General features: G+C 60.9%; 18 protein-coding genes. 15 read left to right on the forward strand and 3 right to left on the reverse strand.

Features of this window, described 5'->3' with window-relative positions; translation table 11 throughout:
* Positions 1 to 27: 27 nt before the first annotated feature.
* On the reverse strand, positions 28 to 237 hold the full coding sequence (locus D1Y85_RS14135; RefSeq protein ID WP_124151679.1) for a hypothetical protein: 210 nt from the start codon (positions 235 to 237) through the stop codon (positions 28 to 30).
* Positions 238 to 638: 401 nt separating this feature from the next.
* Complete coding sequence (locus D1Y85_RS14140) at positions 639 to 1,562, reverse strand: LysR family transcriptional regulator (protein WP_185218986.1); 924 nt, start codon at positions 1,560 to 1,562, stop codon at positions 639 to 641.
* 147 nt (positions 1,563 to 1,709) lie between these two features.
* Here D1Y85_RS14140 and D1Y85_RS14145 point away from each other — a divergent pair, with 147 nt between their 5' ends.
* Positions 1,710 to 3,128 carry an aldehyde dehydrogenase family protein gene (locus D1Y85_RS14145; RefSeq protein ID WP_124151680.1) on the forward strand — a complete coding sequence of 473 codons (1,419 nt, stop codon included), beginning with the start codon at positions 1,710 to 1,712 and terminating at the stop codon, positions 3,126 to 3,128.
* A gap of 479 nt (positions 3,129 to 3,607) precedes the next feature.
* On the opposite strand, the gene D1Y85_RS14150 is transcribed toward D1Y85_RS14145, so the two are convergent.
* Complete coding sequence (locus D1Y85_RS14150) at positions 3,608 to 5,506, reverse strand: sensor domain-containing diguanylate cyclase (protein WP_185218987.1); 1,899 nt, start codon at positions 5,504 to 5,506, stop codon at positions 3,608 to 3,610.
* A gap of 778 nt (positions 5,507 to 6,284) precedes the next feature.
* Here D1Y85_RS14150 and D1Y85_RS14155 point away from each other — a divergent pair.
* The 14 genes from D1Y85_RS14155 to D1Y85_RS14215 all read left to right on the forward strand — a co-directional run bounded on the left by D1Y85_RS14155 (position 6,285) and on the right by D1Y85_RS14215 (position 24,944).
* Positions 6,285 to 6,950, forward strand: coding sequence for an acetyltransferase (locus D1Y85_RS14155; RefSeq protein WP_124151682.1), 666 nt, complete (start codon positions 6,285 to 6,287; stop codon positions 6,948 to 6,950).
* A 64-nt stretch (positions 6,951 to 7,014) separates the two neighbouring features.
* Complete coding sequence (locus tag D1Y85_RS14160; RefSeq protein ID WP_124151683.1) at positions 7,015 to 7,959, forward strand: glycoside hydrolase family protein; 945 nt, start codon at positions 7,015 to 7,017, stop codon at positions 7,957 to 7,959.
* 19 nt (positions 7,960 to 7,978) lie between these two features.
* The gene (locus D1Y85_RS14165) at positions 7,979 to 8,923 is read left to right on the forward strand and encodes a GNAT family N-acetyltransferase (RefSeq protein ID WP_124151684.1); all 945 of its coding nucleotides are present in this window, start codon (positions 7,979 to 7,981) and stop codon (positions 8,921 to 8,923) included.
* 28 nt (positions 8,924 to 8,951) lie between these two features.
* Positions 8,952 to 9,773 carry a phytanoyl-CoA dioxygenase family protein gene (locus D1Y85_RS14170; RefSeq protein ID WP_185218988.1) on the forward strand — a complete coding sequence of 274 codons (822 nt, stop codon included), beginning with the start codon at positions 8,952 to 8,954 and terminating at the stop codon, positions 9,771 to 9,773.
* Between the two features lie 169 nt (positions 9,774 to 9,942).
* Complete coding sequence (locus tag D1Y85_RS27045) at positions 9,943 to 10,098, forward strand: hypothetical protein (RefSeq protein WP_185218989.1); 156 nt, start codon at positions 9,943 to 9,945, stop codon at positions 10,096 to 10,098.
* Between the two features lie 71 nt (positions 10,099 to 10,169).
* Positions 10,170 to 12,065: a tetratricopeptide repeat protein gene (locus tag D1Y85_RS14175; protein ID WP_124151686.1), complete on the forward strand. Its 1,896-nt coding sequence runs from the start codon at positions 10,170 to 10,172 to the stop codon at positions 12,063 to 12,065.
* Between the two features lie 182 nt (positions 12,066 to 12,247).
* Positions 12,248 to 12,673, forward strand: a complete 426-nt coding sequence (locus D1Y85_RS14180) for a sugar 3,4-ketoisomerase (RefSeq protein ID WP_124151687.1) — start codon at positions 12,248 to 12,250, stop codon at positions 12,671 to 12,673.
* A gap of 44 nt (positions 12,674 to 12,717) precedes the next feature.
* On the forward strand, positions 12,718 to 13,839 hold the full coding sequence (locus D1Y85_RS14185; RefSeq protein WP_124151688.1) for a DegT/DnrJ/EryC1/StrS family aminotransferase: 1,122 nt from the start codon (positions 12,718 to 12,720) through the stop codon (positions 13,837 to 13,839).
* 75 nt (positions 13,840 to 13,914) lie between these two features.
* Positions 13,915 to 14,958 carry an FkbM family methyltransferase gene (locus tag D1Y85_RS14190; protein ID WP_185218990.1) on the forward strand — a complete coding sequence of 348 codons (1,044 nt, stop codon included), beginning with the start codon at positions 13,915 to 13,917 and terminating at the stop codon, positions 14,956 to 14,958.
* A 442-nt stretch (positions 14,959 to 15,400) separates the two neighbouring features.
* Entirely contained in the window at positions 15,401 to 16,300 is a 900-nt protein-coding gene (locus tag D1Y85_RS14195) for a class I SAM-dependent methyltransferase (RefSeq protein ID WP_124151690.1), read from the forward strand.
* Between the two features lie 81 nt (positions 16,301 to 16,381).
* The gene (locus tag D1Y85_RS14200) at positions 16,382 to 19,183 is read left to right on the forward strand and encodes a glycoside hydrolase family 99-like domain-containing protein (RefSeq protein ID WP_124151691.1); all 2,802 of its coding nucleotides are present in this window, start codon (positions 16,382 to 16,384) and stop codon (positions 19,181 to 19,183) included.
* A gap of 686 nt (positions 19,184 to 19,869) precedes the next feature.
* A complete protein-coding gene (locus D1Y85_RS14205; protein ID WP_124151692.1) occupies positions 19,870 to 21,855 on the forward strand; it encodes an acyl CoA:acetate/3-ketoacid CoA transferase in 1,986 nt (661 codons plus the stop codon).
* Positions 21,856 to 22,202: 347 nt separating this feature from the next.
* Positions 22,203 to 23,630, forward strand: a complete 1,428-nt coding sequence (locus D1Y85_RS14210) for a basic amino acid/polyamine antiporter (RefSeq protein WP_124151693.1) — start codon at positions 22,203 to 22,205, stop codon at positions 23,628 to 23,630.
* Between the two features lie 123 nt (positions 23,631 to 23,753).
* Complete coding sequence (locus D1Y85_RS14215) at positions 23,754 to 24,944, forward strand: arginine deiminase (RefSeq protein WP_246024914.1); 1,191 nt, start codon at positions 23,754 to 23,756, stop codon at positions 24,942 to 24,944.
* The last annotated feature ends 23 nt before the right edge of the window (positions 24,945 to 24,967 follow it).

Here is a 24,967-nt window from a genome sequence, read left to right on the forward strand (position 1 = left end):
GGCCGGCACGCTCTTATCAATTCGCGGCTAGCGTCGTCCGCTGCGGCCCCATACGTAGCGCACCCACCGCTGCCACCGGTTTTGCGGCGGAGCGGGTGAGTTGTGCGCAGCCTGCGCTTCGCGGTCGCGCTGGACGGACTTCTGCACTTGTTCGTGAATCTGCCGCAGCGTCATTCCGCCGGGACCCTTCAGTTTGTCGGGATCCGAAGCGGGATCGAGATCAGGATCGTCTGTCATGGGAGTCGCTTGTCTCTGAGGCGGCGACTTGATCTTGATACAGATGCCCAGTTGCAGCAAGCATGTGGACGCGGCGTAGTCCAATTCGCGTGAAGACACGATCGATGTCGCCCGACCTCCGGATCCACCGTACATGTTGCGCGACCGACGAACCGAATCCGGTGCACCGGACCGAGTGCGGTCATCACGCGTCATTCACCGCGAGCATCGACCGGACATTAAGGCGTCTGCGGCAGCCGGAATGCTGCTACGCAATCGAGTTGCATATGAAAACCGTTTGCCACGTCGGTTAAGCACTCTCATTGGAGAGACGGCGGTCTCCTCGGCGCAGCGTGGCGGCAGCAGCCGCGGGCTACGCCCTTCAATGTGCTGCAGAAAATTGCTGCAGCCAATTTGCATGGTCAGCGCATTTCCTGCGTGCGCACTGCCCCCGCAGGACGCAATTCGTGAACCAGTTCGATCAGTGCACGCACACGCGCGGGTACGAAGCGATGTCCCGGATAGTAAAGCCGCAATCCGCCAAACGGCTGACACCACGGCGTCAGTACCGGCGTCAGCGCGCCTGAAGCCAGCTCCCGCCCGATAAACCATTCGGTGATAAAGCCGATCCCGAGCCCCTGCAGCACCGCCTCCTTGATGGCCGGCAGCTCATTGAACGCCATGCGCACCGGCAAATCCATCTGCAGCTTCTCGCCGTCGCGCTCCAGTTCCCAATGGTAGATGCCACCGTGCGACATGCGCATGCCGATGCTCTGATGCCCAAGCAGATCGCGCGGATGTTCGGGCGTGCCATGACGCTTCAGATATTCGGGCGTTGCCACCACCAGCATGCGGAAATCGCCGGTCAGCCGCACCGCAATCATGTCCTGCGGCACCGACTCGGCCAGGCGGATCCCCGCGTCGAAGCCCTCGGCGACAATATCAATCAGACGCGACTCACTCACGATATCGACTCGCACCTGCGGGTAACGCAGCGCGTACTGGCTGAGCACGGATTCCATCAGCAAAAGCGCAGTGCCTTGCGGTGCATTGATCCTTAGCGTGCCGCTCGGCGTATCAGGTCCGCTGCCCGCTTCTTCGCCGGCACTGCGGATTTCGTCCAGCGCAGGCGCGATTCGCTCCACATAGCGCTGCCCCGCATCGGTCAGCGCGACGCTGCGTGTCGAACGGTTGAACAGGCGCACCTTCAGGCGTGCCTCCAGCCCGGCCACGGCGCTGCTCACCGCCGTGGTGGACATGCCGAGCTCCTGCGCCGCGCCACGGAAACTGCTGCGACGCGCGACGGCCAGCACCACTTCAAGCTCCGTCATTCCTGTGCGATGCATTTGATTGTCCTGATTTTCGGTATATATCGTACGTCATAAGGTGGCTTATCAGAACAATAAACCCTCCGTAGACTACTTTCCATCACCACTCAAGGTCACGCACCGCCTGCTGACGGGCATACGCGGATCCCCCTCAAAGGAGTCGACATGCAGCGCATTGAACATATCTATATCGACGGCGAATTCGTGACGCCGCACGGCGAGGAGTGGTTCGATCTTTACAACCCGAGCACCGAGGAAGTCATTGGTCAGGTGCGGCTTGGCGATTCACACGACGCGCAGCGCGCCATCGCAGCCGCCAGGGCCGCCCTGCCGGCCTGGTCACGCACCACGCGCGAGGAACGTTTGGCGGCCTTGCGGCGTATGCATCAGGCCATCGCCGCGCGCGAGGATGATCTGATGGAAGCGATCGTGAAGGAGTACGGTGCGCCCGCGGTACGCGGACGCTGGATGGCGAGCTTCCCGGCTGAGGTGATTGCCCAGGCCATCGAGACGCTGGAATCCTTCGAATTCGAGGAGCAGGTCGGGATCGCGCGCGTGGTCCTGACACCGGTGGGTGTGGCCGGCCTGATCACGCCGTGGAACAGCAATGCGGGCTTTATCTGCAACAAGCTTTCCGCCGCGCTGGCAGCCGGTTGCACTGCCGTCATCAAGCCCAGCGAGATGAGCGCCCTGCAGACGCAGATCGTGATCGAGGCGCTGCACAAGGCTGGCCTGCCCAAGGGGGTATTCAATATCGTCAATGGTCGCGGCGACGTGGTCGGCGAGGAGATCGCGCGCCATCCGGATGTCGCCAAGATCTCGTTCACGGGTTCGTCCGCGGTCGGCCAGCATCTGGTGACGACCGGTGCGGCGACCATGAAGCGCGTCACGCTGGAACTCGGTGGCAAGTCGCCGACCCTGGTGCTCGACGATGCCGATTTCGCCAGCATCATGCCGCTGGTGCTGAATGCCGGCTTCATGAACAGCGGTCAGGCCTGTATCGCCGGCACCCGCATTCTGGTGCCGCGCGGCCGCCTCGCCGAATTCGAGCAGGTCGCCAAAGAGGCGATCACGCAGTTCAAGTCCGGTGATCCGCGCGATCCGGAGACCGCTATCGGCCCGATGGTCAGTGCGAAGCAATGGGAACGCGTGCAGAACTATATTCGTATCGGCATTGACGAAGGCGCGACCGTGCTCGCAGGCGGCGAAGGCCGACCGGATGGATTGCAGGCTGGCTGGTTCGTCAAGCCGACGATCTTCACGAACGCCACCAACCAGATGCGCATTGCGCGCGAGGAAATCTTCGGTCCGGTGCTCACCGTGATTGCCTACGAGGATGAGGCTGATGCGATCGCGATTGCCAACGACACGCGCTACGGTCTGAACGCGATGGTGCTGGGTCAGGATGTCGAGCGTTGCGAGCGCGTGGCGCGTCAGATCGATTCAGGCCGGGTGCTGATCAATACGCTCGCGCATGAGCCACGCGCGCCGTTCGGTGGTTTCAAGCATTCGGGGCTTGGCCGCGAAATGGGCAAATGGGGCATGAGCGCGTATCTGGAGCCCAAGACCTTGCTGAGGGCATAAGCTGGAGGGCAGCCGAAAGCGCGCTGCGCGTGAATCACGAGCCCCATGGCCGCGCAGTCCAGCATCCGTACCCATAGTTGGTCCGAACGGACGTTGAAATCGCGCGTAGCGTCCGTTCGAGTTCGTCTCTGGCCAATGTGTCCGCTTCTCACACGAACGCCGTCATTTGATCGTTTCACCGTGGACTACTGCTTTGGGGCGGCTGCGGCCGACCACATCGGGCAGTGGTGGGCCAACTCCCGACGTTCGTCCGTGCGCTTGATGAGACATTCGAACGTCGGCTCTTCAGAGGACAACCGACGTTTGTCATTTTTCACGTACGGAGATGCAGTTGTCGTGTACCGCCGACCGGCGTTTGCGCGATCAGTGTGGTATGCCATCCGTACGGACCAGAAGCTGGCTCGCGCTGTTACGCCGAGTCATTTACGAAGAAAAGTGCCGTTGGTTGATTGAGCTTGAGCGCAAGCCGTGCTTGAGCTTCATACATCAGCCGCGGCAGTTACAGCGGCATGGCGGTCCTCGCCGCCGTCCTGTGGGCCCCCGGTCCCGTCGTCATGCACGTCCATCTCGATTCGGTTGCGCCCCGACTGTTTGGCCCGGTACAACGCGGCATCGGCTCGCTTCAGGGTTTCCTGCAGGTCAGCTTCCCCTGGACGGTACATGGCTGCACCGATGCTCACGGTGATATGCACGACCTGTCCGTCTTCGAGCACAACCGGCGTACCCTGGACCGCCACACGAATGCGCTCCGCCACGGTATGCGCCTGTTCCGCGTTAGCGCCAGGAAGGATCGCCGCGAACTCCTCGCCACCCATGCGCGCGGGCAAGTCATGATCGCGCAACGACGCCTTGAACAGCCGCGCGACTAGCTCAAGCACCCGGTCGCCTGCGTCATGCCCCCACGTGTCGTTCACCCGCTTGAAGTGGTCGAGGTCCAGACCGAGCACTGCGACCTGAGTATCATGCAGCTGCGCCAGCGCCACGGCCTGCGCGGCCACGTGCTCGAAGTGTCGGCGGTTGGCAAGCCCGGTCAATGGATCGAAATCAGCCTCCGAGCGCAGCTGGCTCATTTTCCGGTACTGCTCGTCGACATCGACCAGTAAGACCAGTAAGGGGTCGTCGGTGTCGCCTGCCGATTCACCGAGGCGGGTGCACCGTACGAGCATGTGCACCGGACCGCTTCGTGCGAGCATCGCGCACGGTTCGGTACGTTTCCCGTCCCGCACAGCCGCCCAGTCGGCTGGACTGGCAAAGAGTTGCTCAATCGATTCCCCGGCACTGGCCATTGCGCTAAACACTGCGTTCAGTCTCGCGTTGCCTTGCTTGATCTTCCCTGTGTGTTGATCGACCAGTGCCACGGCATTCGGCGTGTGCTCAACAACGGCGGATACCACGCGGGCGGACTCCGCAACCTGCCGGTTCAGGCGGCTTTCGCGGCGCAGCAGCACCAGGCCCGCCACGAGCAGCGCACTTTCGATCAGCGCGCCCGCCACATCGAAATACACATTGGACCACCACGACGCACGGTAGACGCTGGTTGCGACACTCAGTTTGAGTGTCCAGTGCTCTCCGGCGCGAGTCAGGTTGATCGTGCGGGACGTTCCCAGGCGGTCAATCCCGTCCACGGGCGAGTGTAGATAGTAGGAACCCGGCGTCGGTCCTGCACGCTCGAAGCGCTTCCATGTGTATGTCTGACCGAACGACAGCGTCGACAGGGACGGATAACGAGCGATGACCTGATTGTCAGCGTTACGCAGCAGGGCGACTGTGCCGATTGGCAGCGTCGCCCCCTGCAGGATGTTCTGGCGCTGCGGGATTGCGATCACGATGCAGGCGTCCACTCGCCCGGCCCTGTCGAAGTGAGGCTGTGCCAGCATGATGCCGTAGTCCTGGCCGAAGGGGGCCAGCCAGGTTTTCCCCGTGGACAAACTCGCGCACCCTTGCTGCTGGATCCCGGCCAGCCAGGGGACGTAGATGCCGTTGAGCGGCTGTGAAGCCGCACGCAGGTGCCCTGCCGGATCGAGCACCGCGATGGCCACACTGCCCAGCAGGGGCTGATGACGCACAGTGATGCTTTCGAGTGTTTCGTCATTGGCGCGGCCGCCGTCCAGAGCATCGCTGACCGCAAGGCTGATCACGTCCATTGTCTTGACGCGATCCTCGATGCGTCCCGCCAGGACTGAAACGCGGCTGTCAAGCGTCTGCGCGGTGTCTTGATTCAGCTTGTTGAACCCCCACCAGTCCTGTGCGACGTTGGTCAGTATGTTGAGGATGACCAGCAGCACCAGGACGGGTTGTGCAAAGCCAAGCCAGGAGCGGGAAAACTTTGACTGGTGCGGTCCAACCTTCGGGGGGCTGCGACGGAAGAACGTTCTCATGGTCATTTGACCTGTTGCTGCGTGCCCCGAAAGCGGATGCAATACGGATTCGCTCTGAAAATTTGACGACGATGCGAAGGGATTTGCGTGTTAGTGCGACTTCCGCCGGCAATTCCTGTTTCCCGGTACGGCAGCTTGTATCGACACGGCGGTTGGCGCTGATAGCGGGATTCGCAGGCGCTGCAAACGTCCAACCCGAACATTAAGATGACAAGTCAACTATATGCCATGTTGTAAGTATTTTGTATGCGTCGGTGTGTCGCCAACACCTGTTTAAATCACGTCGAGAAAACGGGGAGATACCATGCCGGGTAGATCGCGAAGTTCCCGACCAGGCTGATCGTGCGCCCCAAAATCCGGGAAGATGCAGTGGGCAGTTGTACCCGCAGAAGCTGCCCTTCATGTTGCCCCGGTCTGAAAGACGGTTCAGGGTCGATTTCGGAAGTTCGGGGCTGAGTCGGGGGGATCAGCCACTGGCCGCCGCCCGCTGTCGCCGTCACGTGGGCGTTCAAGTATCAAACGCCCGCCTAACCAATTTTCAGTTCCCCAACCACTTCGATGCGAAGTTTCTGGCCAGTCTTCCCGTGGCCGATTGCAGGGAAGCCGTCGCGAACGTCTCCTTCGTCACAATTGAGCGTGTCGTGTCGGCGTCCCGTCACGCCTGGCTGGTACGCACCCTGGCATTGAGGCTATAGTCTGACTTCGTTTGCGCATGCAGGTCGACGCGGTTCGAGGACAACTGGACCCGGCGATACCGTTATTCGAAGGGGACTGAGATATGGGTACGAAGCTGGTATTGATTGGCGCAGGTGAAATGGCAGAAATTGCCTATGAATATTTCACGCATGACTCGGATTACGATGTGGTGGCTTTCTGCGTCGAGCGCAGCTATATCCAGCAACCGGAGCTAAACGGCAAGCCGGTCGTGGCTTATGAGGATCTGCCGGAACTCTATCCTTCCTCGGACTACATGTTGTACGTTGCCATTCCGTCTTCGCAGCTGAATGCCCTGCGTACCCGTTTTTATCTGGATGCGAAGAGCAAGGGGTACCGTTTTGCCACTTACGTCAGTTCGCGGGCATTCGTGTGGCGTAATGCTGTCATCGGGGAAAACACCTTCATCTTCGAAAACAATGTCATCCAGCCGTTCGTGACGGTTGGCAACAACTGTATTCTCTGGAGCGGGAATCACGTAGGCCACAGAACGACTATTAAAGATCATGTTTTCATTTCGTCGCACGTGGTGATTTCCGGTTACTGTGAGATTGGCGAATCTTGCTTCCTGGGTGTGAATAGCACGTTCAACGATCACGTCAAGGTTGCCGATCATTGTGTTATCGGGTCGGGGGCGTTGATTACAAAAGACACCGAGGCGAATCGGATCTACGTGGCTTCAGCGTCCAAACCCGTTCCTGGAAAGCTTGCAACGGAAGTCGAGCTATAGACAGACGTGATGCCCCGTCAAGCGGGCAAATTTGTGCAAACACCACAATAGCGACACGATGCGAATGACGATTCATTGGGAAAAATTGGGGGCCGTGTTTCACACGGCCACACAAGGTCGGCCGTGGATGAACAATTCGGCGCTCACCCCGACGCCGTTCTTGATCGACAGTAATACGATCCGTGTATATGCGGGGTTCCGGGATGAGAGCGGGGTGAGTCGTATCGGCTACGTCGACGTTGCCGCATCGGACCCGACGAAGGTGTTGAAGGTCTCGGACAAGCCGGTGCTCGATGTCGGCCGCGATGGCTGTTTCGACGATAACGGCGTGATCCTTGGCGACGTGGTCCACGGTCCCGGCGGAATTTATATGTTCTACGTCGGGTTTCAGCTGGTGGCGAAGGCCAAGTTCCTGGCATTCAGCGGCGTGGCACGTTCGACCGATGGCGGGCATTCTTTCACACGCTTGTCGGAGTCGCCGATCCTGGACCGGGGCAAAGGCCAGTCGACAATTGGGGCAATCCACTCTGCCCGTTTCGAGAATGGTCGCTGGCGGCTCTGGTACGCGAGCGGGGACGACTGGGAGATGATCGGCAACAAGCCCTTTCCGCAGTACCACATTCGGTATGTCGAAGCGGACGATCTCCTCGATATCCCGAGGCAAGGGACGCTGTGTGTCGACGTGCGCGACGATGAGTACCGTATCGGCCGCCCTCGGGTCTACCGCATCGGCGGTCAGTACTTCATGTATTACACGAAGGGGACGATTTCGGGCTCTTATTTCCCAGGCCTGGCCAGATCCGAAGACGGCGTGAACTGGATTCGACATGACGAAGAATTGGGAATATCGCTTTCGGAAAGCGGTTGGGATTCGCAGACCCTGTGCTATCCCGCGTTAATTACGGCAGGGGACGTAACGTACATGTTCTATAACGGCAACAACATGGGGTACGACGGTTTCGGCTGCGCATTGGCGCGCGGGATCGCCGTCGATGAGGGTGGTATGTGATGCGCGGATTGCATTGGCAATGAACGTGGCTGCAACCATTTCGCTCAAGGCATACAAGGCAGAGGATGCCCATGCCTGGAATCACGTCGTACGGCATTCGTGCAACGGTAATTTTCTGCACGTGCGCGAGTACATGGATTACCACAAGGAGCGGTTCGAGGACTGTTCGCTGATCCTGTTGCGTAACGAAAAGCCCGTTGGCGTATTTCCAGCTAGCCGGGACGGCGTCACGGTTAGCTCGCATGCCGGCCTGACTTACGGCGGTTTGATCCATACCGACGACCTGGGGGCTAACGATACCTTGTTGGCCTTCGCGCTGATTGGCGAGTTTTACCGGAATCTGGGTGTCCAGTCGGTGATCTACAAAGCCATTCCCCAGGTGTTTCATCGGCTCCCCAGCCAGAGCGACCTGTATGCATTGACGCGCTCCGGCGCAACGCTGATACGTCGTGATCTGTCGACGGTAGTCTTTCTCGACGAGCCGATCCGCTTTTCCAAAGGCAGAAAATGGGCGATTAACAAGGCCAGGAAATCAGCAATCGAGATCAGGCGATCGGATGATGTCGACCGGTTCCATGAACTGCTCACGCACGTTCTGGCGAGGTTCGATGCACGGCCCACGCATTCGTGCGCCGAATTGCGGTTGCTGTTCGAGCGGTTTCCAGAGGAAATCACGCTGCATGTCGCTGAGCAAGGCGATCAATTGCTGGCTGGCGCCATTGTTTACGATTTCGGCCACATCGCGCACACGCAGTACCTCGCGAATTCCGACGCGGGCCGCAACGTGGGGGCGCTAGATCTGCTCCTCGCCGAGTTGATTGTGAAGTACGGGCAGAGAAAATTTTTCAGTTTCGGCATATCGACGGAACAGCAAGGGCTGCACCTGAATACCGGACTCGTCTCGCAAAAAGAGGCGTTTGGCGGGCGATCCATTGTGCACGACTTCTATGAGTGGGTTCTGTGAGTCGGCGCCTCTTAACTATCTTTCTACGATGAGCAATCTCGACCAACACATCATCCGCCACGGCATCACGGAGCGATACGCCTCGACGACAGAAGCGGAATTCTGCGTCGAGGAGATTCTTACCAAGGGCTATAGCATCATTCCCGGTAGTTTCGATGCGGCCACGATCGCGCGCATTTCCGAATGCTCGGACAAGGCGTATGCGAAGCAGTGTGAGACGCTGGGCGGGGAGGAAAATCTCAGCCGGATCAATGATGCGAATATCGCCAGGGCACCTTCGGCCGACTTTGACGTATTCATTGACGTCGCCATGGACCCCAAAGTGCATGCCGTCGCGAACGCCCTGTTGGGGAAAAATTACATTCTGTATTCGCAGAATGCGATTCTCAACGTTCCGTCGACGAACCACTATCAGTTCTCGTGGCACCGCGACTTGAACTATCAACACTGGACGTCTTCGCGTTGCCTCGCCTTGAGCGCTCTGCTGTGTGTCGATCCTTTCGATGAAGTTACAGGCGGGACGTACGTTTTGCCCGCAACCCACAAGGTAGAGAAGTTCCCCTCGGATCGCTACGTTCTGGAAAACCAGCTGTGTGTGCATGCACGGCCTGGCGACTGGATTCTCTTCGACAGCATGTTGTTCCATCGCACGGGAAAAAATACGTCGACGGCGATTCGTCGCGCGGTCAACCACATCATCGTGCCGCCGTTCATGGCTCAGCAATACGACTTCATGGCTATGCTGGGCGAAAAATTGAAGACGCAGGAAGAACGGGTGTTCTTCGGTCAGGGACGAAGGACGGCCGCCTCGGCGACCGAGTGGCGGCAAATCCGTATCGACAGGTCATGACGACAGTATGTCGCACCGGCGAAGGGTGAACAAACAACGCGGCGATCTTTGCAAGTTGATTGACTTGCAGAATAGGCGCGTGTTTGGCGGGTAGTTCAGCGATTTGGTCGGAGGGATTCCGCCGTAGTATCGGCTGCAATACGGACAAGTGCGCGTACGACGTGCCGAGATGATCGGCCGGATGGTGCCGGAAATTGTTCCGATATGCACGATGACGACGAATGCGGATGAAGTGCGCGCGACGGGCGGCATATCAAGTGTTGGCGCCGAAAACGTGTCGCCGTTGCAGGCCAGCTCCAAGGTTCGCGATTTCGGACTCGGTTGACCCGAAGCGGCAGCGTCCGCGTTGGGCATCGTTCGTCGCCAAAAATCCACGGCTTATTATTGGAGTTGGCTATGCAGCCGAGCGAACAAGCGTTGCAACAGGCGCTCACGCTTCACCAGACGGGACGCCACGCGGAAGCAGCGCAGGCCTATCAGCGAGCGTTGGCGCTCAAGCCCGATTTCGCTGATGCGCACTATCATTTCGGCCGGTTGATGCACGAATGCGGCCACACGGAGAACGCGTTCACGTGCTATCGGCGTGCGGTCGAGTGCAATTCCGGGTTCGCACCGGCCTTTCGCGCTATTGGCCAGCTATTTGCACAGCAAAAGCAGTTCGATGCGGCGATATCGGTCCAGCAGGCCGCGATCGCGTTGAGTCCGGCCGACCCGCTACCGTACATGGAACTGGGGCAGACGCTGGTCGACGCGGAGCGTACGCTCGAAGCGGTCGATGTGAGCCTGGGCGCGATACCCACGCAATGGGCCGACGCTTACGCGCAGCGCAAGCGCGATGGCGCTTTCTCGACGGATGCGAGCACTGCGCCGGTGAACACCAGCGATCCGAACCGGAAGTTCTTCCCGACGGTCGAGGGGTTGCTGGCCGAAATCGAGCATCGGCGTATGCGCGGCGATCTGAACGGGGCGCTGTCGCTGATTCAGCACGTCGTGCAGATGTGCATCGACGATCGGCGCAGCGTCGCAAAGATTTTTGCCGACGCGCGACTCGACGCGGCGTGTCAGCGGATCGGAGCGGATTGCGCCGCGCGTCTGCCCGCGGCTGAGCCCGCACAGGCGGTGCGAACCGACTGCGTGGTTCTCGTGACCGAACTTTGGTGGGCCGGCGGGCACACCGCAGCGCTCGAGGATTTGCTCGCGACCCGATGTTTTGGCGAGCGTGTCGTCATCCTGCATACGGATATCTACGGTCGTCCCCACCCGGAGGTTGCCGAGGCCCGCTTCGGTGCCGTCGCGAAGGCAGAAATCGCGCCTAAGGGCAGTCTTGCCGACAAGCTTGCATGGACGCTGAAACGTTTGCGTGAATTGCGACCGAAGCGGCTCATCGTGATGAATCACCACGACGACGTCGCCGCGATTGCTGCTGCACAGCCATCGGTGGCCGAGGAAACCATCTACTACCACCATTGCGATCACCACCTTGCGCTGGGTGTCACGCTGCCTCATGCCGTGCATGTCGATATCAGTCCAATGGCGTGGCATAACTGTCGTGATGCACTCGGGATCGAAAAGCGAGCGTACTGGCCGCTGACGGCGCACGATCTGGGGGTCCGCACCGGGGCCCGCTGGATGGTGGACGGCAATCTGCGCACGTGCTCGAGCGGAACGTCGCTCGGCAAGTTCGAGCATGCGTACCGGTACGCCTACGCGGATGTCGTGCCGCGCATCATGGCGTGTACGGGTGGACTGCACGTCCATATCGGTGCCCTTTCCGAATCCACGCTGGCGCGTATTCGAGGGAGTCTGAACGCGCTCGGTATTCCGCCGCAACGCTTCGTTCATGTGCCTCGGGTGCGCAGCGTATGGCGGGCGTTCGACGCGTTCAAGATCGATGTGATGCTGGCGTCGTTTCCGCTGGGGGGCGGCAAGGTGCTGATCGAGGCAATGGGTTCCGGTACGCCGGCCATCGGGCACGACTGCTATATTTCGCCGTTTTTCAGCGGGCGCGAGATGTTTTATCCGGGCGCATTCATGTGGCGGCATCCGGATGAGTTGCTCGCGCATTTGCGCGGCCTCACGGCGACGCGGCTCGAGGAGGAGTCGCGTGTGGCACGCGCGCGTTTCGAGCAATTTCACACGCTCGATGCGCTGACGCGCGCGATCGACGGCAGCGCCGATACGCCCGCCGTGCCCGACATGCTGCCGCTGTACACCGATCCGCTGCAGATGTTCCTGGACGATGCGCAATACGCGGAACAGGACTATCGGAAAATCGCGCCATATCTGCGTTGAGTCCGGCCTTGGGTCCGGTCGGCCGAATTGGCGGGTTTTGGACCGGGTAATCGGGAATTTGCGCAGCCGGACCGGCTGCGAGAATAGGCCGCTCAGACTGTATCGACGTCCGTGCCATCCATTTATTGGCACGGGCGGTGCCGTCCATCAAGTGTTTGGATTCTCTAAGACGGAGCAGGCGCGTGCCCCTCAATGATTGCCGGATTATCGAGCTGCCTAAAATTACGGATCCGCGTGGCAATCTCACCTTTGTGGAGGGCGGCAACCACGTGCCGTTCGACTTCCGCCGCGCCTATTACCTGTACGACGTGCCAGGCGGCTCGGATCGCGGCGCACATGCGCACCGGAATCTGCATCAGTTCGTAATTGCGATGTCCGGCAGCTTCGACGTCGTGCTCGACGATGGCCACGACCGGCGGCGCTTCCATATGAATCGCTCGTATTACGGCCTGTACGTCTGCCCGATGATGTGGCGAACGCTCGACAATTTTTCGTCCGGCGCCGTATGCCTCGTGCTGGCATCCGAGCATTACGATCCGGCCGACTACATTCGCGACCACGACGAATTCTTGCGGCTGGCCGGACAGCGGCGCCAGGCGGTCGAATAGCGTCGACGACGACAGTCCACGCCTCCTGATTCGCCAAAATGCGCATGCCAATCGATTTTCTGAATCTCAAGCAGGTTAACGCGCCGTACGAAGCGGACATCCGTGACGCCATCGGCCGGGTGATCGAGTCGGGGTGGTACGTGCTTGGCGAGGAGACGCGCGCATTCGAGCAGGCGTTCGCGGACTATTGCGGCGTCGCGCACTGCGTCGGCGTTGCGAACGGACTCGACGCATTGCACTTGATCCTGCGCGCGTACGGTATCGGCGCCGGTGACGAAGTCATCGTGCCGGCCAATACGTTCATTGCTACGTGGCTCGCAGTCAGTCAGGTCGGAGCGCGTATTGTGCCGGTCGAACCGGACGAGCGCACCGCGAACATCGATCCGGCGCGTATCGAAGCGGCGGTGACGTCGCGAACGCGGGCCATCGTGCCGGTCCATCTGTACGGCCAACCGGCCGACATCGCGGCGATCGAGGCAATCGCGCAACGGCACGGTTTGCGCGTCATCGAAGACGCAGCGCAAGCGCATGGAGCGACGTGGCGCGGGCGCCGCACGGGTTCGCTGGGCGATGCGGCCGGATTCAGTTTCTATCCTGGCAAGAACCTTGGTGCGCTCGGAGACGGCGGCGCCATTACGACGAACGACGCCGTTCTCGCGCAAACGCTGCGCAAATTGCGCAACTACGGGTCGTCCGTCAAATACCGTCATGATCTGGCGGGGCAGAACTCGCGTCTCGACGACATCCAGTCCGCAATACTGCGCGTGAAGCTGCGCCACCTCGATGCCGACAACGCACGCCGCGCGGCGCTTGCCGCCGTCTATCTGAACGGGCTCGCCGGGGTGCCGGTCGGGCTCCCGCATGTGCTGGATGACGCGATGCCGGTGTGGCATCTGTTCGTGATCAGAACGGGCGCGCGTGCGGCACTCCAGGCGCATCTGGCCTCGCAGGGCATTGCGACGCAGATTCACTATCCGACGCCCAACCATCGACAAGCGGCCTACGCGGCCGAAGCGTGGCCCGATCTGCCGATCACTGACAAGCTGCAATCCGAAGTGTTGAGCTTGCCGTTTGCACCGTATATGACGGAGGAAACGGTGCTCACAGTATGTGCGAGCATTCGCGAATTCTTCGCGCGATGCGGACACGATGGTACGCGCGCGTAACGGCGCGGCGCGGCGAAAGCGGCGAAATAGCACGACCCCTATCCCAAGACCATCAGGCGTATTCAGGAGTTCGCAGTGAAATCATCCGCGCTAGTCGGTTTGTACGGGGCGGGCCTCGTCGGGCGCAGCATCGGGCAGGCATTTGCACAGCCCTTCGTGTTCGTCGACGATACGCCTGAAAAGCAGGGAACCTGCATCGACGGGCACGATGTAGTCAGCCTCGAACAGTTCGCCAGCACTCCGGCGAGCCGGCACCAGCTATACATCTGTATTTATCAACCGCGGTTCTCCTGGGAGCGCAAGCGGGAACAGATTCTGCAGCAATATCCTTCGCTGAATGTGAATTCGTTTGCGGATCTGTTCGTTTCGTCGAGCATCGATACGGCTTACGCGTTCTTCGAACCTGCCGATGTGCTGAAGCAAAAGCTCGAGCGTTATACGCAGATCGCCCCACTCCTGGAGGATGCGCTTTCGCGGCAGACGCTGGATGCGCACCTTCAATTTCGATTGACGGGCCAATTCGAAAAAATCGTCTGGACATCGCGGCGCGATGTGCCATTCCTCGTCGCGGCACTGCAACCCGATGTGACGTATGTGGATGCAGGCGCATTCGATGGCGATACGGCGGAAGATTTTCTGGCGCTCAGCGGCGGACGATTCTCGCGAATCCAGATCGTCGAGCCGGACGTGACCAATCTCGCGCGCGCACGCGCACGCATGACCCGACTCGGCATACTCGATCGGGTGGAGTTCCACGCACAGGCGATTATGGACACGCGTGGCATGATCGGTTTTAACGAGCGCGGGAGAGAAGGTTCGTCCGTCGATCCGATGTCGGAGCACAAGGTCGAGGCGGTCATGCTGTCCGATTTCGACGCGCCGGGGCAACTCTACGTGAAGCTCGATATCGAGGGCGCGGAAACAGCGGCACTGCGGGCTTCGCGCGATTTCATCGCTGCTCGTCGACCGCTTCTCGCGATCAGCGTCTATCACCGGCCGGACGATCTGATGGACATCGCGGAAGGGTTCGTCGATGCCGGCTACGCGCTCTATCTGCGTTGCCACGGCGAGGCCGGCGGCGACGATCTGATGCTGTACGCACTGCCGCGAAGCGCCTGATTCGACTGCGGGATCGTTTGCTGGGGCCGCGCACATGCCGCCGGCCTGCCGCCCGGCACTGATCACCACCTGAGGTTCTCCGTATTCCGCCCGAGCGTATGGCGAGGGTCGCGCCAGATCTGCTGACGACATTTTCCCTGGGATTATCGAGGTTTCGCCGCGGCTGCTCCGTCGCGCGAGGCGTCCCGCTATTGGGTGAACTGGCGGGTGTTTGGCGGCTTGTTCCACCGTTTTACCGGCGCGGGGCCGCTTTAGCATTACGCGATTGTTTGAGCTAATTTGAGCTAGATCAGGCCATTGTGGACATTCAATGGCGCCGCGATGGGCGCACGGCGCCGGGAATTTCTGTGGATTTGAGCTAGCTTGATTTGGGTCGAACCAGTGTGGGCATTCAATGGCCCGCGATGGGCGCATGGCGCCGGGAATTTTGTGGACACCGACGATGGCAACGGATGTGGCTGAAGTGCGCGCGGCGAGCGGCAATGCTGGTAACGACGCGTTTACCGTGTTTCATAAGTTGAGCGATGCCGACTGGCTGAAAGTGCTGTCCCTCAGCGTGCAGCACGAGGTAATCGAGGGCGTGCGTTTCCCGCGGTTTCCGGCCGATCAATTGCAGTCGAATTTCGTCGGCTCCGCCAACGCGACGGCATTGCACGAGGCTTACCAGTTTTATGTAGAACTGAAGCGTCAGGCAGCGGGCGTGGGTTCGCCGCTGCAAGCCGACTCCAGAATTCTCGATTTCGGATGCGGCTGGGGGCGGTATCTACGGTTCTTCTGGAAAGATGTGAGGGAGAGCGGACTGTTCGGCGTCGATGTGGATCCCGACATTCTGTCGACCTGCCTGCAAACGGCGGTGCCGGGAAAATTCGCACGGATTCAGCCGACCGGCAAGCTGCCGTTCGATGACGGCTTTTTCTCGCACGCCATGGCGTACTCGGTCTTCACGCACTTGCCGGAGCCGGTCCACATGCACTGGATGCACGAACTCGCTCGCGTCATCCGTCCAGGCGGCACCTTCACGCTGACGATGGAGCCGCGGCGCTTCCTGTATTTCATCGCCGAATTGGGCAAGAAAAGTACTCAGGACAACGGCTGGCACGAGGTGCTGGCTCAGCATGCTCCTTCCGTTGGGCAATTCCTCAATCAGTTCAACGAGGGCAAGATCGCGTATCTGCCAACCGGCGGCGGCGGGGTTCGCTCGTCCGACGTGTACGGAGATGCCGTCGTGCCGCTTTCGTTCATCGCGAAACACTGGACCCGGTACTTCGAGATTGTCGATTACATCGACGATCCGGCGCGCTTCTGGCAGGCCGTGCTTGTCGTGAAGCGTAAAGCAGCATAAAAACCGGCGACCGGGTTTGCGCAACGGCTGATCTTGCCGCCCGAATCGCGTTCGTGCCTCGCCTGTCGTTCCTCCTCACGAATGAAACACAATCTATTCCAAATATTCCATTCGGAAGACGCGCGCACTGCGCTCGATAAAGGCTTTATCCCGCTCGACAATACGGGGCAACGTCTCGACTGGTTCGACTATTGGGCGGTGCGGCGCTTTCTGCTTCAGAACCCTGTCGATCCGGCCGTGGGCTACGGATTTTTCTCGGCGCAACTGGGCGAACGGACCGGGCTGAACGCGCAGCAGGTAGCGCAGTTCGTGGAGGGCATGCCCGAAGACACCGATGTCGTCGCTTTTACGCCGGGTTTTGCGGACGTGGCGTACTTCCGTAGCGTCTACGAACAGATCGAGCGTACTCATCCCGACGCGGCAACTGCCGTTCGGGGCGTCGTGTCGCTCATGGCGCCGGGGCAGGACAGCCGCACGCTGCTCGAAACGCTGGTGATGTGCGCCACGCAGACTGTGTTCGCCAACTATATCGTCGCGAAGCCGGCATTCTGGCAGGCATGGCTCGGGCATTGCGAGACGGTGTTCCAGCTCGCGGAGCGCGGCGAAGGAGAGTTGGGGCAACTGCTCAACGCGCAAATTCCCTGGGGTACGCATCATGTGCCGGTGAAGGTGTTCGTGATCGAAGCGATGGCCTCGCTGATGATCGGGCTGTCGCCGTCCAGATGGCGCGTGCGGCAGTTCAATTCGATCCAGTTGCCGGCCAGCGAGCGGACCGACGAGAACGGCAACGTGAAGATCGCGCGCGACGAACTGATCGTCCTCGATGCACTCAAGCATGCGGCGATCGATACCGGCATCGTCGAGTATTACTTCACGTACCTGCAGCGCAGGGACGAACTGGAGAATCGGCGCACGGGCGAGCAAGCTGCGCCGGCTTCGGCGCAGCCGCAGGTGCACGCCGAGTCGCCGGCACCGGTGCCGGCGCCTGTCCCTGTCGCTGAGCCGGTGCGCACCTGGCCGGATCTGTTCGGACTCCGGATGATGCCGAAATCCGGCCGTCTGGCGTTCGTTCTGCATCTCGGCGACGGCGCGTCATGGCCCGTCGTGAAGGATGCATTGGCTGACGTTGCCGTGCCGTTCGATCTGTTCGTCGGTCTCTCGCAGGAAGCGCCGTCCGATATGGCGGCGACCATCGCGGCGTCATTCCCCGCGGCACGCTTGCTGCTTCTCGCGTACGGCGACAGCGACATACCGTTGCTGCTGACCTTGCTGAACGACGGCTTGCTTTTCGAGTACGACCTGATCTGCAAGGTGCGCGCGGCGGATATCCAGGCGGCGCAGTCGCCGGACGTCTTGCGCGCCGCGCTGCAAGCGGGCGGTTTGGGCGCGGACGGCGCGCTCGAGAAGATCGTGCACGCGTTCGATGCCGACCCCGATCTGGGTATCGTCGTCGCGCCGGGACACAAGTACGGCGATCAGGATGCGCATTGGGGCGAGGTGCGTCAGCGCGTTTTCAGTCTTGGCGCGCGGGTGGGTCTCGACCGGATGTCGAAGACCTCCGTGTTCCCCGGCGGGCCCGTGTATTGGCTCAGACCGTTCCCGCTGCGCTCGATCGCTGCGCTCAAGCTCACGCCCGCCGACTTCGATCCGGCGCTGTCGCCGCAGAACGCCATGACCGGCGAAGCGGTCGAGCGCTTGATCGGTCTTGCGTGCGGCGACGCGTACATGCGAATCGACGCGCTCCCGGATCTGCCCGAGGCCGGTGCATCGCCCGAGGCGGCGCCCGCGCGCGCTGCGGAGGCCCCCGCGCTTCAGACCATTGCGTACTACCTCCCGCAATTTCACCCGACCGAGGAAAACGATAAATGGTGGGGGCAGGGCTTCACGGAGTGGACGAACGTCACGCGCGCGAAGCCGATGTTTCAGCATCACCGGCAGCCGCGTCTGCCGGCTGATCTGGGGTTCTACGACCTTCGCCTGCCGGAGGTGCGTGAACGCCAGGTGGCGCTCGCCCGCCAGTACGGCGTATCGGCGTTTTGCTACTACTACTACTGGTTCGACGGTCAGCGTGTGTTGCACCGCCCGTTGGACGAAGTGCTCGCGAGCGGCAAGCCGGATTTCCCGTTCATGATCTGCTGGGCCAACGAGCCGTGGTCGAGAAACTGGGACGGCGGCAGTCGCGAGGTGCTGATGCCGCAGACTTACGGCGCGGGCTGGGTGGAAAAATTCGCGGCCGACATCGCGCCCGTGCTGCGCGACCCTCGGTATTTCCGCTTTCACGGCAAGCCGATTCTGCTGATCTATCGCTTCATGCATATTCCCGATCGGATCGCAGCCGTGCGGACACTGCGCGCCAGGCTGAGGAAACTCGGCGTGGGGGAAGTGTATCTGTGCCTCAACCGGACGTTCATCGAGCAAGGCGCGACTTACCCGGACAACCCGTGCGATATCGGCGTCGATCATTACGTCGATTTTCCGCCGCATCGGGTGCCGAGTATCAAGATCAACGAACGCGTGAATGAACTCACGCCCGGTTTCGAGGGCCACCTGTTCGACTACGATACCGTCGTGCAGGTCATGAGCGCGCTACGCGCGGAAAATCCCGGGAATACGCATCCCGCAGTCATGGCGGGCTGGGACAACACCGCGCGCAGGCTGTTGCGTGCGAACGCCTTCCACGGTGCCACGCCGGCGAAGCTGCGGCGCTGGCTGCGCCGACTGGTCGTGCATCAGCAGTTGGCGCCCACCCGTGCGGGCGAACTGGTCTTCATCAACGCATGGAACGAATGGGCCGAAGGGACCTACCTCGAGCCGGATCGCGATTTCGGACGCGGCTGGCTGGAGGCGGTGGCGTCGGCGTTGGGCCTCAAGCACGAACGCTGATCGCAGGCGCTCGATCACCTGTACGACCTGGAATGCGGGGGCGGGGCCTGCTGCAACCCGCGGCGGGCTCGCTGGACCCGAGTCAGTAGCCCGCGATCGACCGGGTCAATCGTGCTCGCAAGCTCTTTCCCCAGGAGGCATTCGGGCGCATGCAAACGCGGGCCATCGAGCGTTGCGGGCTCAATGAGCGGCTGAGCGATCCCGCAGTGCTGCGTTCTCTCGACTTCACGCCGGGCCTCGCCAAGGCGTTGCTGAGTATGCGAGGCCGCCTTCCGGCCGATATTCGCAACGTCGTGCGTGAAGTCATTGCCTCCGATGCGGTCTTTTCGCGTGCTTCTCCGGGCACGCGACGTTTGCCATACACATCCCTATCCTCACGCCTGTCGCCAGGCCACGCGGCGAGCACGCGAATCGTCAGGGCTGCGAGAACGATAACAAACGACATTGTTCCTGCGCCGAAGGGGAGAGTGTCTGCAGAAATCGTTTCCGTCGCTTAAAAACATTGAGCCGATTGAACGCACGCCTGATTCATTGCGTCATCCGCAGCATGCTTCATCCGCGCGCGCGAAACGCGAAAGCGGTAATCTCGTTCGATGTGGCCGCGGGTCCGATCAAGGCCGGAGCGTGCGTCTTGCGGCCTGTCGGTTGGCGAGGAACGCACGCAAACGTCGCCGGAGGGATTCAACATGTCATATCGCTCAATGCGGACCGTCCCGGTCGAGGTGGGAAAAGTCGTCACGGCGGCCGATGCCGTCCGTTTGATCAGAAGCCGTGACACGGTTGCCACCTCCGGATTCGTCGGCATCGGATTTGCAGAAGAGGTTGCGCTGGCTCTGGAGGAACGGTTCCTGTCGCAGCACGATCCGCGCGATCTGACGCTCGTTTACGCGGCGGGTCAAGGCGATGGCAAGCACCGAGGCCTGAACCATCTGGCACACGATGGTTTGTTGCGCCGCGTGATTGGCGGCCACTGGGGGCTTGTGCCGCAACTCGGACGGCTGGCGATCGAGAATCGCGTCGAGGCGTACAACCTTCCGCAAGGCGTGATTTCATGCCTGTTCCGTGATATCGCCGGGGGGCGGCCCGGGCACCTGAGCCGCATTGGACTCGGTACGTTTGTCGATCCGCGAAACGGTGGTGGCAAGATGAACGCTCGGACGACCGAGGAACTCGTGGAGCTTTGCCATCTCGGTGGCGAGGAAAGCCTCTTCTACAAAGCCTTTCCGATCGATGTCGCGATCATCCGGGCGACCACGGCCGACCTCGACGGAAACCTCACCATGGAGCGTGAGGCGCTGACGCTTGAGTCACTTTCGATCGCAATGGCCGCACGCAACAGCGGTGGCATTGTGATCGCGCAGGTCGAGCGCATTACGGATCGCGGAACGTTGCATCCACGGCAGGTGAAAGTGCCCGCCGTTCTGGTCGACTGCATCGTGCACGCCCGCCCGGAGAATCACTGGCAAACGTTCAGTACACCCTATAGTCCGGCGTTCACGGGCGAGATCAGGGTACCGCCGAGCGCCGGGAAACCCATGCCGCTCGACGAGCGCAAGATTATCGCGCGCCGCGCCGCAATGGAATTGAAAGCGAACAGCATTGTCAACCTCGGGATCGGCATGCCGGAAGGTGTCGCGGTCGTTGCTGCGGAGGAAAGGATCGACAGTCTGCTGACGCTGACGGCCGAACCCGGTGTCATCGGAGGAATTCCGGCTAGTGGGCTGGACTTCGGCGCAGCCGTCAACTCGCAAGCCGTCATCGACCAGCCGTACCAGTTCGACTTCTATGATGGTGGGGGGCTCGATGTCGCCTTTCTCGGGCTTGCCCAGGCCGATCGCGACGGCAACCTCAACGTCAGCAAGTTCGGGACACGCGTGGCAGGCGCGGGCGGCTTCATCAACATCAGCCAGAGCGCAAGGAAGGTCGTGTTCGTCGGCACGTTCAACACGAGCGGACTCGATGTGGAAGTTCGGGACGGGAAGGTCGCGATTCGCCGTGACGGGGCCGTGTGCAAGTTCGTCGAGCAGGTCGAACATGTCACTTTCAGCGGCGCGGTGGCGTTGCGGCGCGGACAGACGACGCTGTACATCACCGAGCGCTGTGTGTTTCGTCTCACGGACCACGGGCTCGAGTTGATCGAGCTTGCACCAGGCATCGATCTCGAGCGCGACGTGCTGTCGAAAATGGCGTTCCGGCCTGCGATCTCCGCACAGGTCAAGACGATGGATGCGGCCATCTTCTCGCCCGCGCCAATGGGGCTGCGCGAGACCCTTCTGCGGATGCCGCTGGGGGATCGCTTCGTGCTGGACCCCGTGCAGCACATCTTCTTCGCGAACTTCGCCGGCCTGACAGTCCGTAACGTCGACGATATTGCGGCAATTCGGGCGGCCATTGAAGAAAAGCTCGCGGGGACGCAAGACAAGGTGCCGGCACTGGTCGATTACGACAACTTCATGGTGCTGCCCGATGTGCTCGATGCGTATACCGATATGGTGCGCGACGTCGTCTCGCGCCACTACTCAGGCGTCACGCGCTATACCACGAGTGCTTTTCTGCGAGCGAAGCTGCGTGATGCGCTGGTGGAACGCGGCGTGGCGCCACATATCTTCGAAAGCGAGGCTGAAGCGAGAAAACATCTGGAGACACTCGGAAAGAAAGATCAGGGCGCGTGATATTTGCATACATCCGTAACCACAGCCGCAACGTCGCCGGTTGCGTCCCCATCTGCGGACGATTTTCTTCAAAATCGGCTAGTCTCTTTTTAGACGCGCGGCGTAGTTTTTCTCGCCATGCAAGGAATCGGAGTTCGCGCAATTGATTTCAACAACGCAGTATGTGGATAGCAGTTCTTCCCATGCAACGGCGTACTGGAGGTGCATGGGAACAATTCGGCTAGCGTGACGCGATGAAGCGCGCACCCACGCCGAAGCGCTGGAGTCTCCGGTCAGGATGACGATGCGCGACGCCGGCGAGGTTGGTCTCTCGACAAAGCGAAGTCCCAGACAAAGCGAGGAAACCGATGGCCGATACCGAGCAGAAGATGAGCCGCCTGCAACTGACTGCGATGGTCGTCGGAAGCATGGTCGGTGCCGGGATATTTTCGCTTCCGCGCACCTTCGCCCATGCAACGGGGCCACTCGGTGCGGCCATTGCCTGGGTCGTGGCGGGGGTGGGCATGTACACGCTGGCACGGGTGTTCCAGTCATTGGCGGAACGCAAGCCCCAACTCGACGCCGGTGTGTTTGTCTACGCAAAGGAAGGCTTCGGCAATTACCCCGGTTTTCTTTCAGCCTTCGGTTACTGGATCGGCAGTTGCATCGGTAACGTCTCGTACTGGGTGCTGATCAAGTCCACGCTGGGCGCATTTTTTCCGGTCTTCGGAGATGGCAACACGGTGACGGCCATCGCGGTCGCCTCCGTTGGCATCTGGCTGTTTCATTTCCTCATTCTTCGCGGCGTCAAGCAGGCCGCATTCATCAACACCATCGTGACGTTCGCCAAGATCATTCCGATCGTGGTGTTTGTCGTCATTCTGATTTTCGTGTTCGAGTACGGTACCTTCCGGCTGAATATCGAGTCCGCCGCGCAAGAGGCGGGGGGCATCATCGGGCAGGTGCGCGCGACGATGCTCGTGACCGTGTTTGTCTTTATCGGCATTGAAGGCGCGAGCGTGTATTCGCGCTACGCGAAGGAGCGCGCAGACGTTGGGCGCGCGACTATCCTTGGCTTCGGCGGGGTGACGGCGCTGATGGTACTCGTGTCCATGCTGCCGTTCGCCGTGCTGCCGCGCGGGGACGTCGCGGAGATACGCCAACCCTCCATGGCGGGGGTGCTGGAAAGCGTGGTCGGTCCATGGGGTGCGGTATTCGTGAGCATCGGTCTGATCATATCGGTGCTCGGCGCGTACCTGGCGTGGTCGCTCATCTGCGCGGAGGTGATGTTCGCTGCGGCGCGCAATGAGGACATGCCCGCCGTGTTTGCGCGCGAAAACGCCAACAACGTTCCGGCCAATGCGCTGTGGATCACCAACATCGTCGTCCAGTTACTCGTTGCGAGCACGTATTTCTCGTATGACGCATTCGCGCTGATGCTCAATCTCACCAGTGCGATGTCGCTGATCCCGTATCTGCTCGTCGCGGCCTACGGGTGGATGGTCTCGAACCGCGGCGAGAGCTACGAGGTACGGCCCGAAGAACGCAAGCGGGATCTCGCGCTGGCGTCGGTCGCGGTCATCTACACGCTCTTCATGATCTTTGCCGGCGGCCTGAAATTCATTTTGCTTTCGGCAATCCTGTATGCACCGGGCACGGTGCTGTACGTCGTCGCACGGCGCGAGCGCAAGCTGAAAGTCTTCGAACGCATGCGCGACTGGGTGATTTTCTTCGTGGCGGCCGCAGCAGCCGTCGTGGGCGTCATCGCTCTCGCAATGGGGCTCATTGCGATCTAGACGAAACGATCGGAGATCAATATGGCAAAGGGAAAGGCTAAGGAAAAGGGCGGTGAAAAGCGTGCGGCGGCGGCCGAAAGTCCATACGGGGTTTATTCGGAAGTCGGGAAACTCCGGAAAGTGATGGTCTGCGCGCCGGGCATGGCGCATTCGCGTCTCACACCGAGCAATTGCGATGAATTGCTCTTCGACGACGTGCTATGGGTCGACAACGCGAAGCGGGATCATTTCGACTTCGTGGCGAAGATGCGCGACCGTGGCGTCGACGTGGTCGAAATGCACAACCTGCTCGCCGAAACGGTGGCGGTCCCCGAAGGCAAGAAATGGATTCTCGACAACCAGATTGTCCCGAACCAGGTCGGGCTGGGTTTCATCGACGAACTGCGAAGCTATCTGGAAGGCCTCGACAATCGCGCGCTCGCCGAGACATTACTCGGCGGCCTCTCGATCTATGACTTTCCGGAAACGCATGGCGGAGCCGCGCTCAAGGTCGTGCGCGAAGCGGCCGGTTCCACCGAATATCTGTTGCCGCCGCTGCCGAACACCTTGTATACACGCGACACCACATGCTGGATCTACGGCGGCGTGACGCTCAATGCGCTTTACTGGCCCGCGCGGCACGAGGAAACGATCCTTGCCGAGGCGATCTACCGGTTTCATCCGGACTTTGCCGGCAAGGTCAACGTCTGGTGGGGAGACGCAACCCAGGATCACGGGCTCGCGACGCTCGAGGGCGGCGACGTCATGCCGATCGGCAACAAGACGGTGCTCATCGGCATGAGCGAGCGCACTTCGCGTCAGGCGATCAGCCAGCTTGCCGCGACGCTGTTCAAGCGCGGCGCGGCCGAACGCGTGATCGTCGCCGCGATTCCAAAAATCCGCGCGGCCATGCACCTCGATACGGTGTTTACCTTTGCCGACCGTGATTGTGTGCTGATTGCGCCGGATTTCCTCGCGCGCACGCGGACGTTCTCGTACCGTCCCAGCGATCATCCGGCGGGCGTGGAACTCCATCCGGAGAAAAAGGCCTTCGTCGATGTGGTGAGCGAGGCGCTTGGCATCAAAAAGATGCGGGTTGTCGAGGCGGGCGGCAACGACTACCAGCGCGAGCGCACGCAGTGGGACAGCGGCGCGAATCTGATCTGCACGTCACCAGGCGTTGTATTCGCCTACGACCGCAACACGTATACGAATACGCTGCTGCGCAAGGCCGGAATCGAAGTCGTGACCATCGTCGGTGCGGAACTCGGGCGTGGGCGCGGCGGTGGCCATTGCATGACCTGTCCGATCATTCGTGACGCGGTGGAATTCTAGTGCTGCAGGTGTGGCTGCGCGCG

It is taken from the genome of Paraburkholderia dinghuensis, from assembly GCF_003837865.1.
In the GTDB taxonomy this organism is placed as follows: domain Bacteria; phylum Pseudomonadota; class Gammaproteobacteria; order Burkholderiales; family Burkholderiaceae; genus Paraburkholderia; species Paraburkholderia dinghuensis.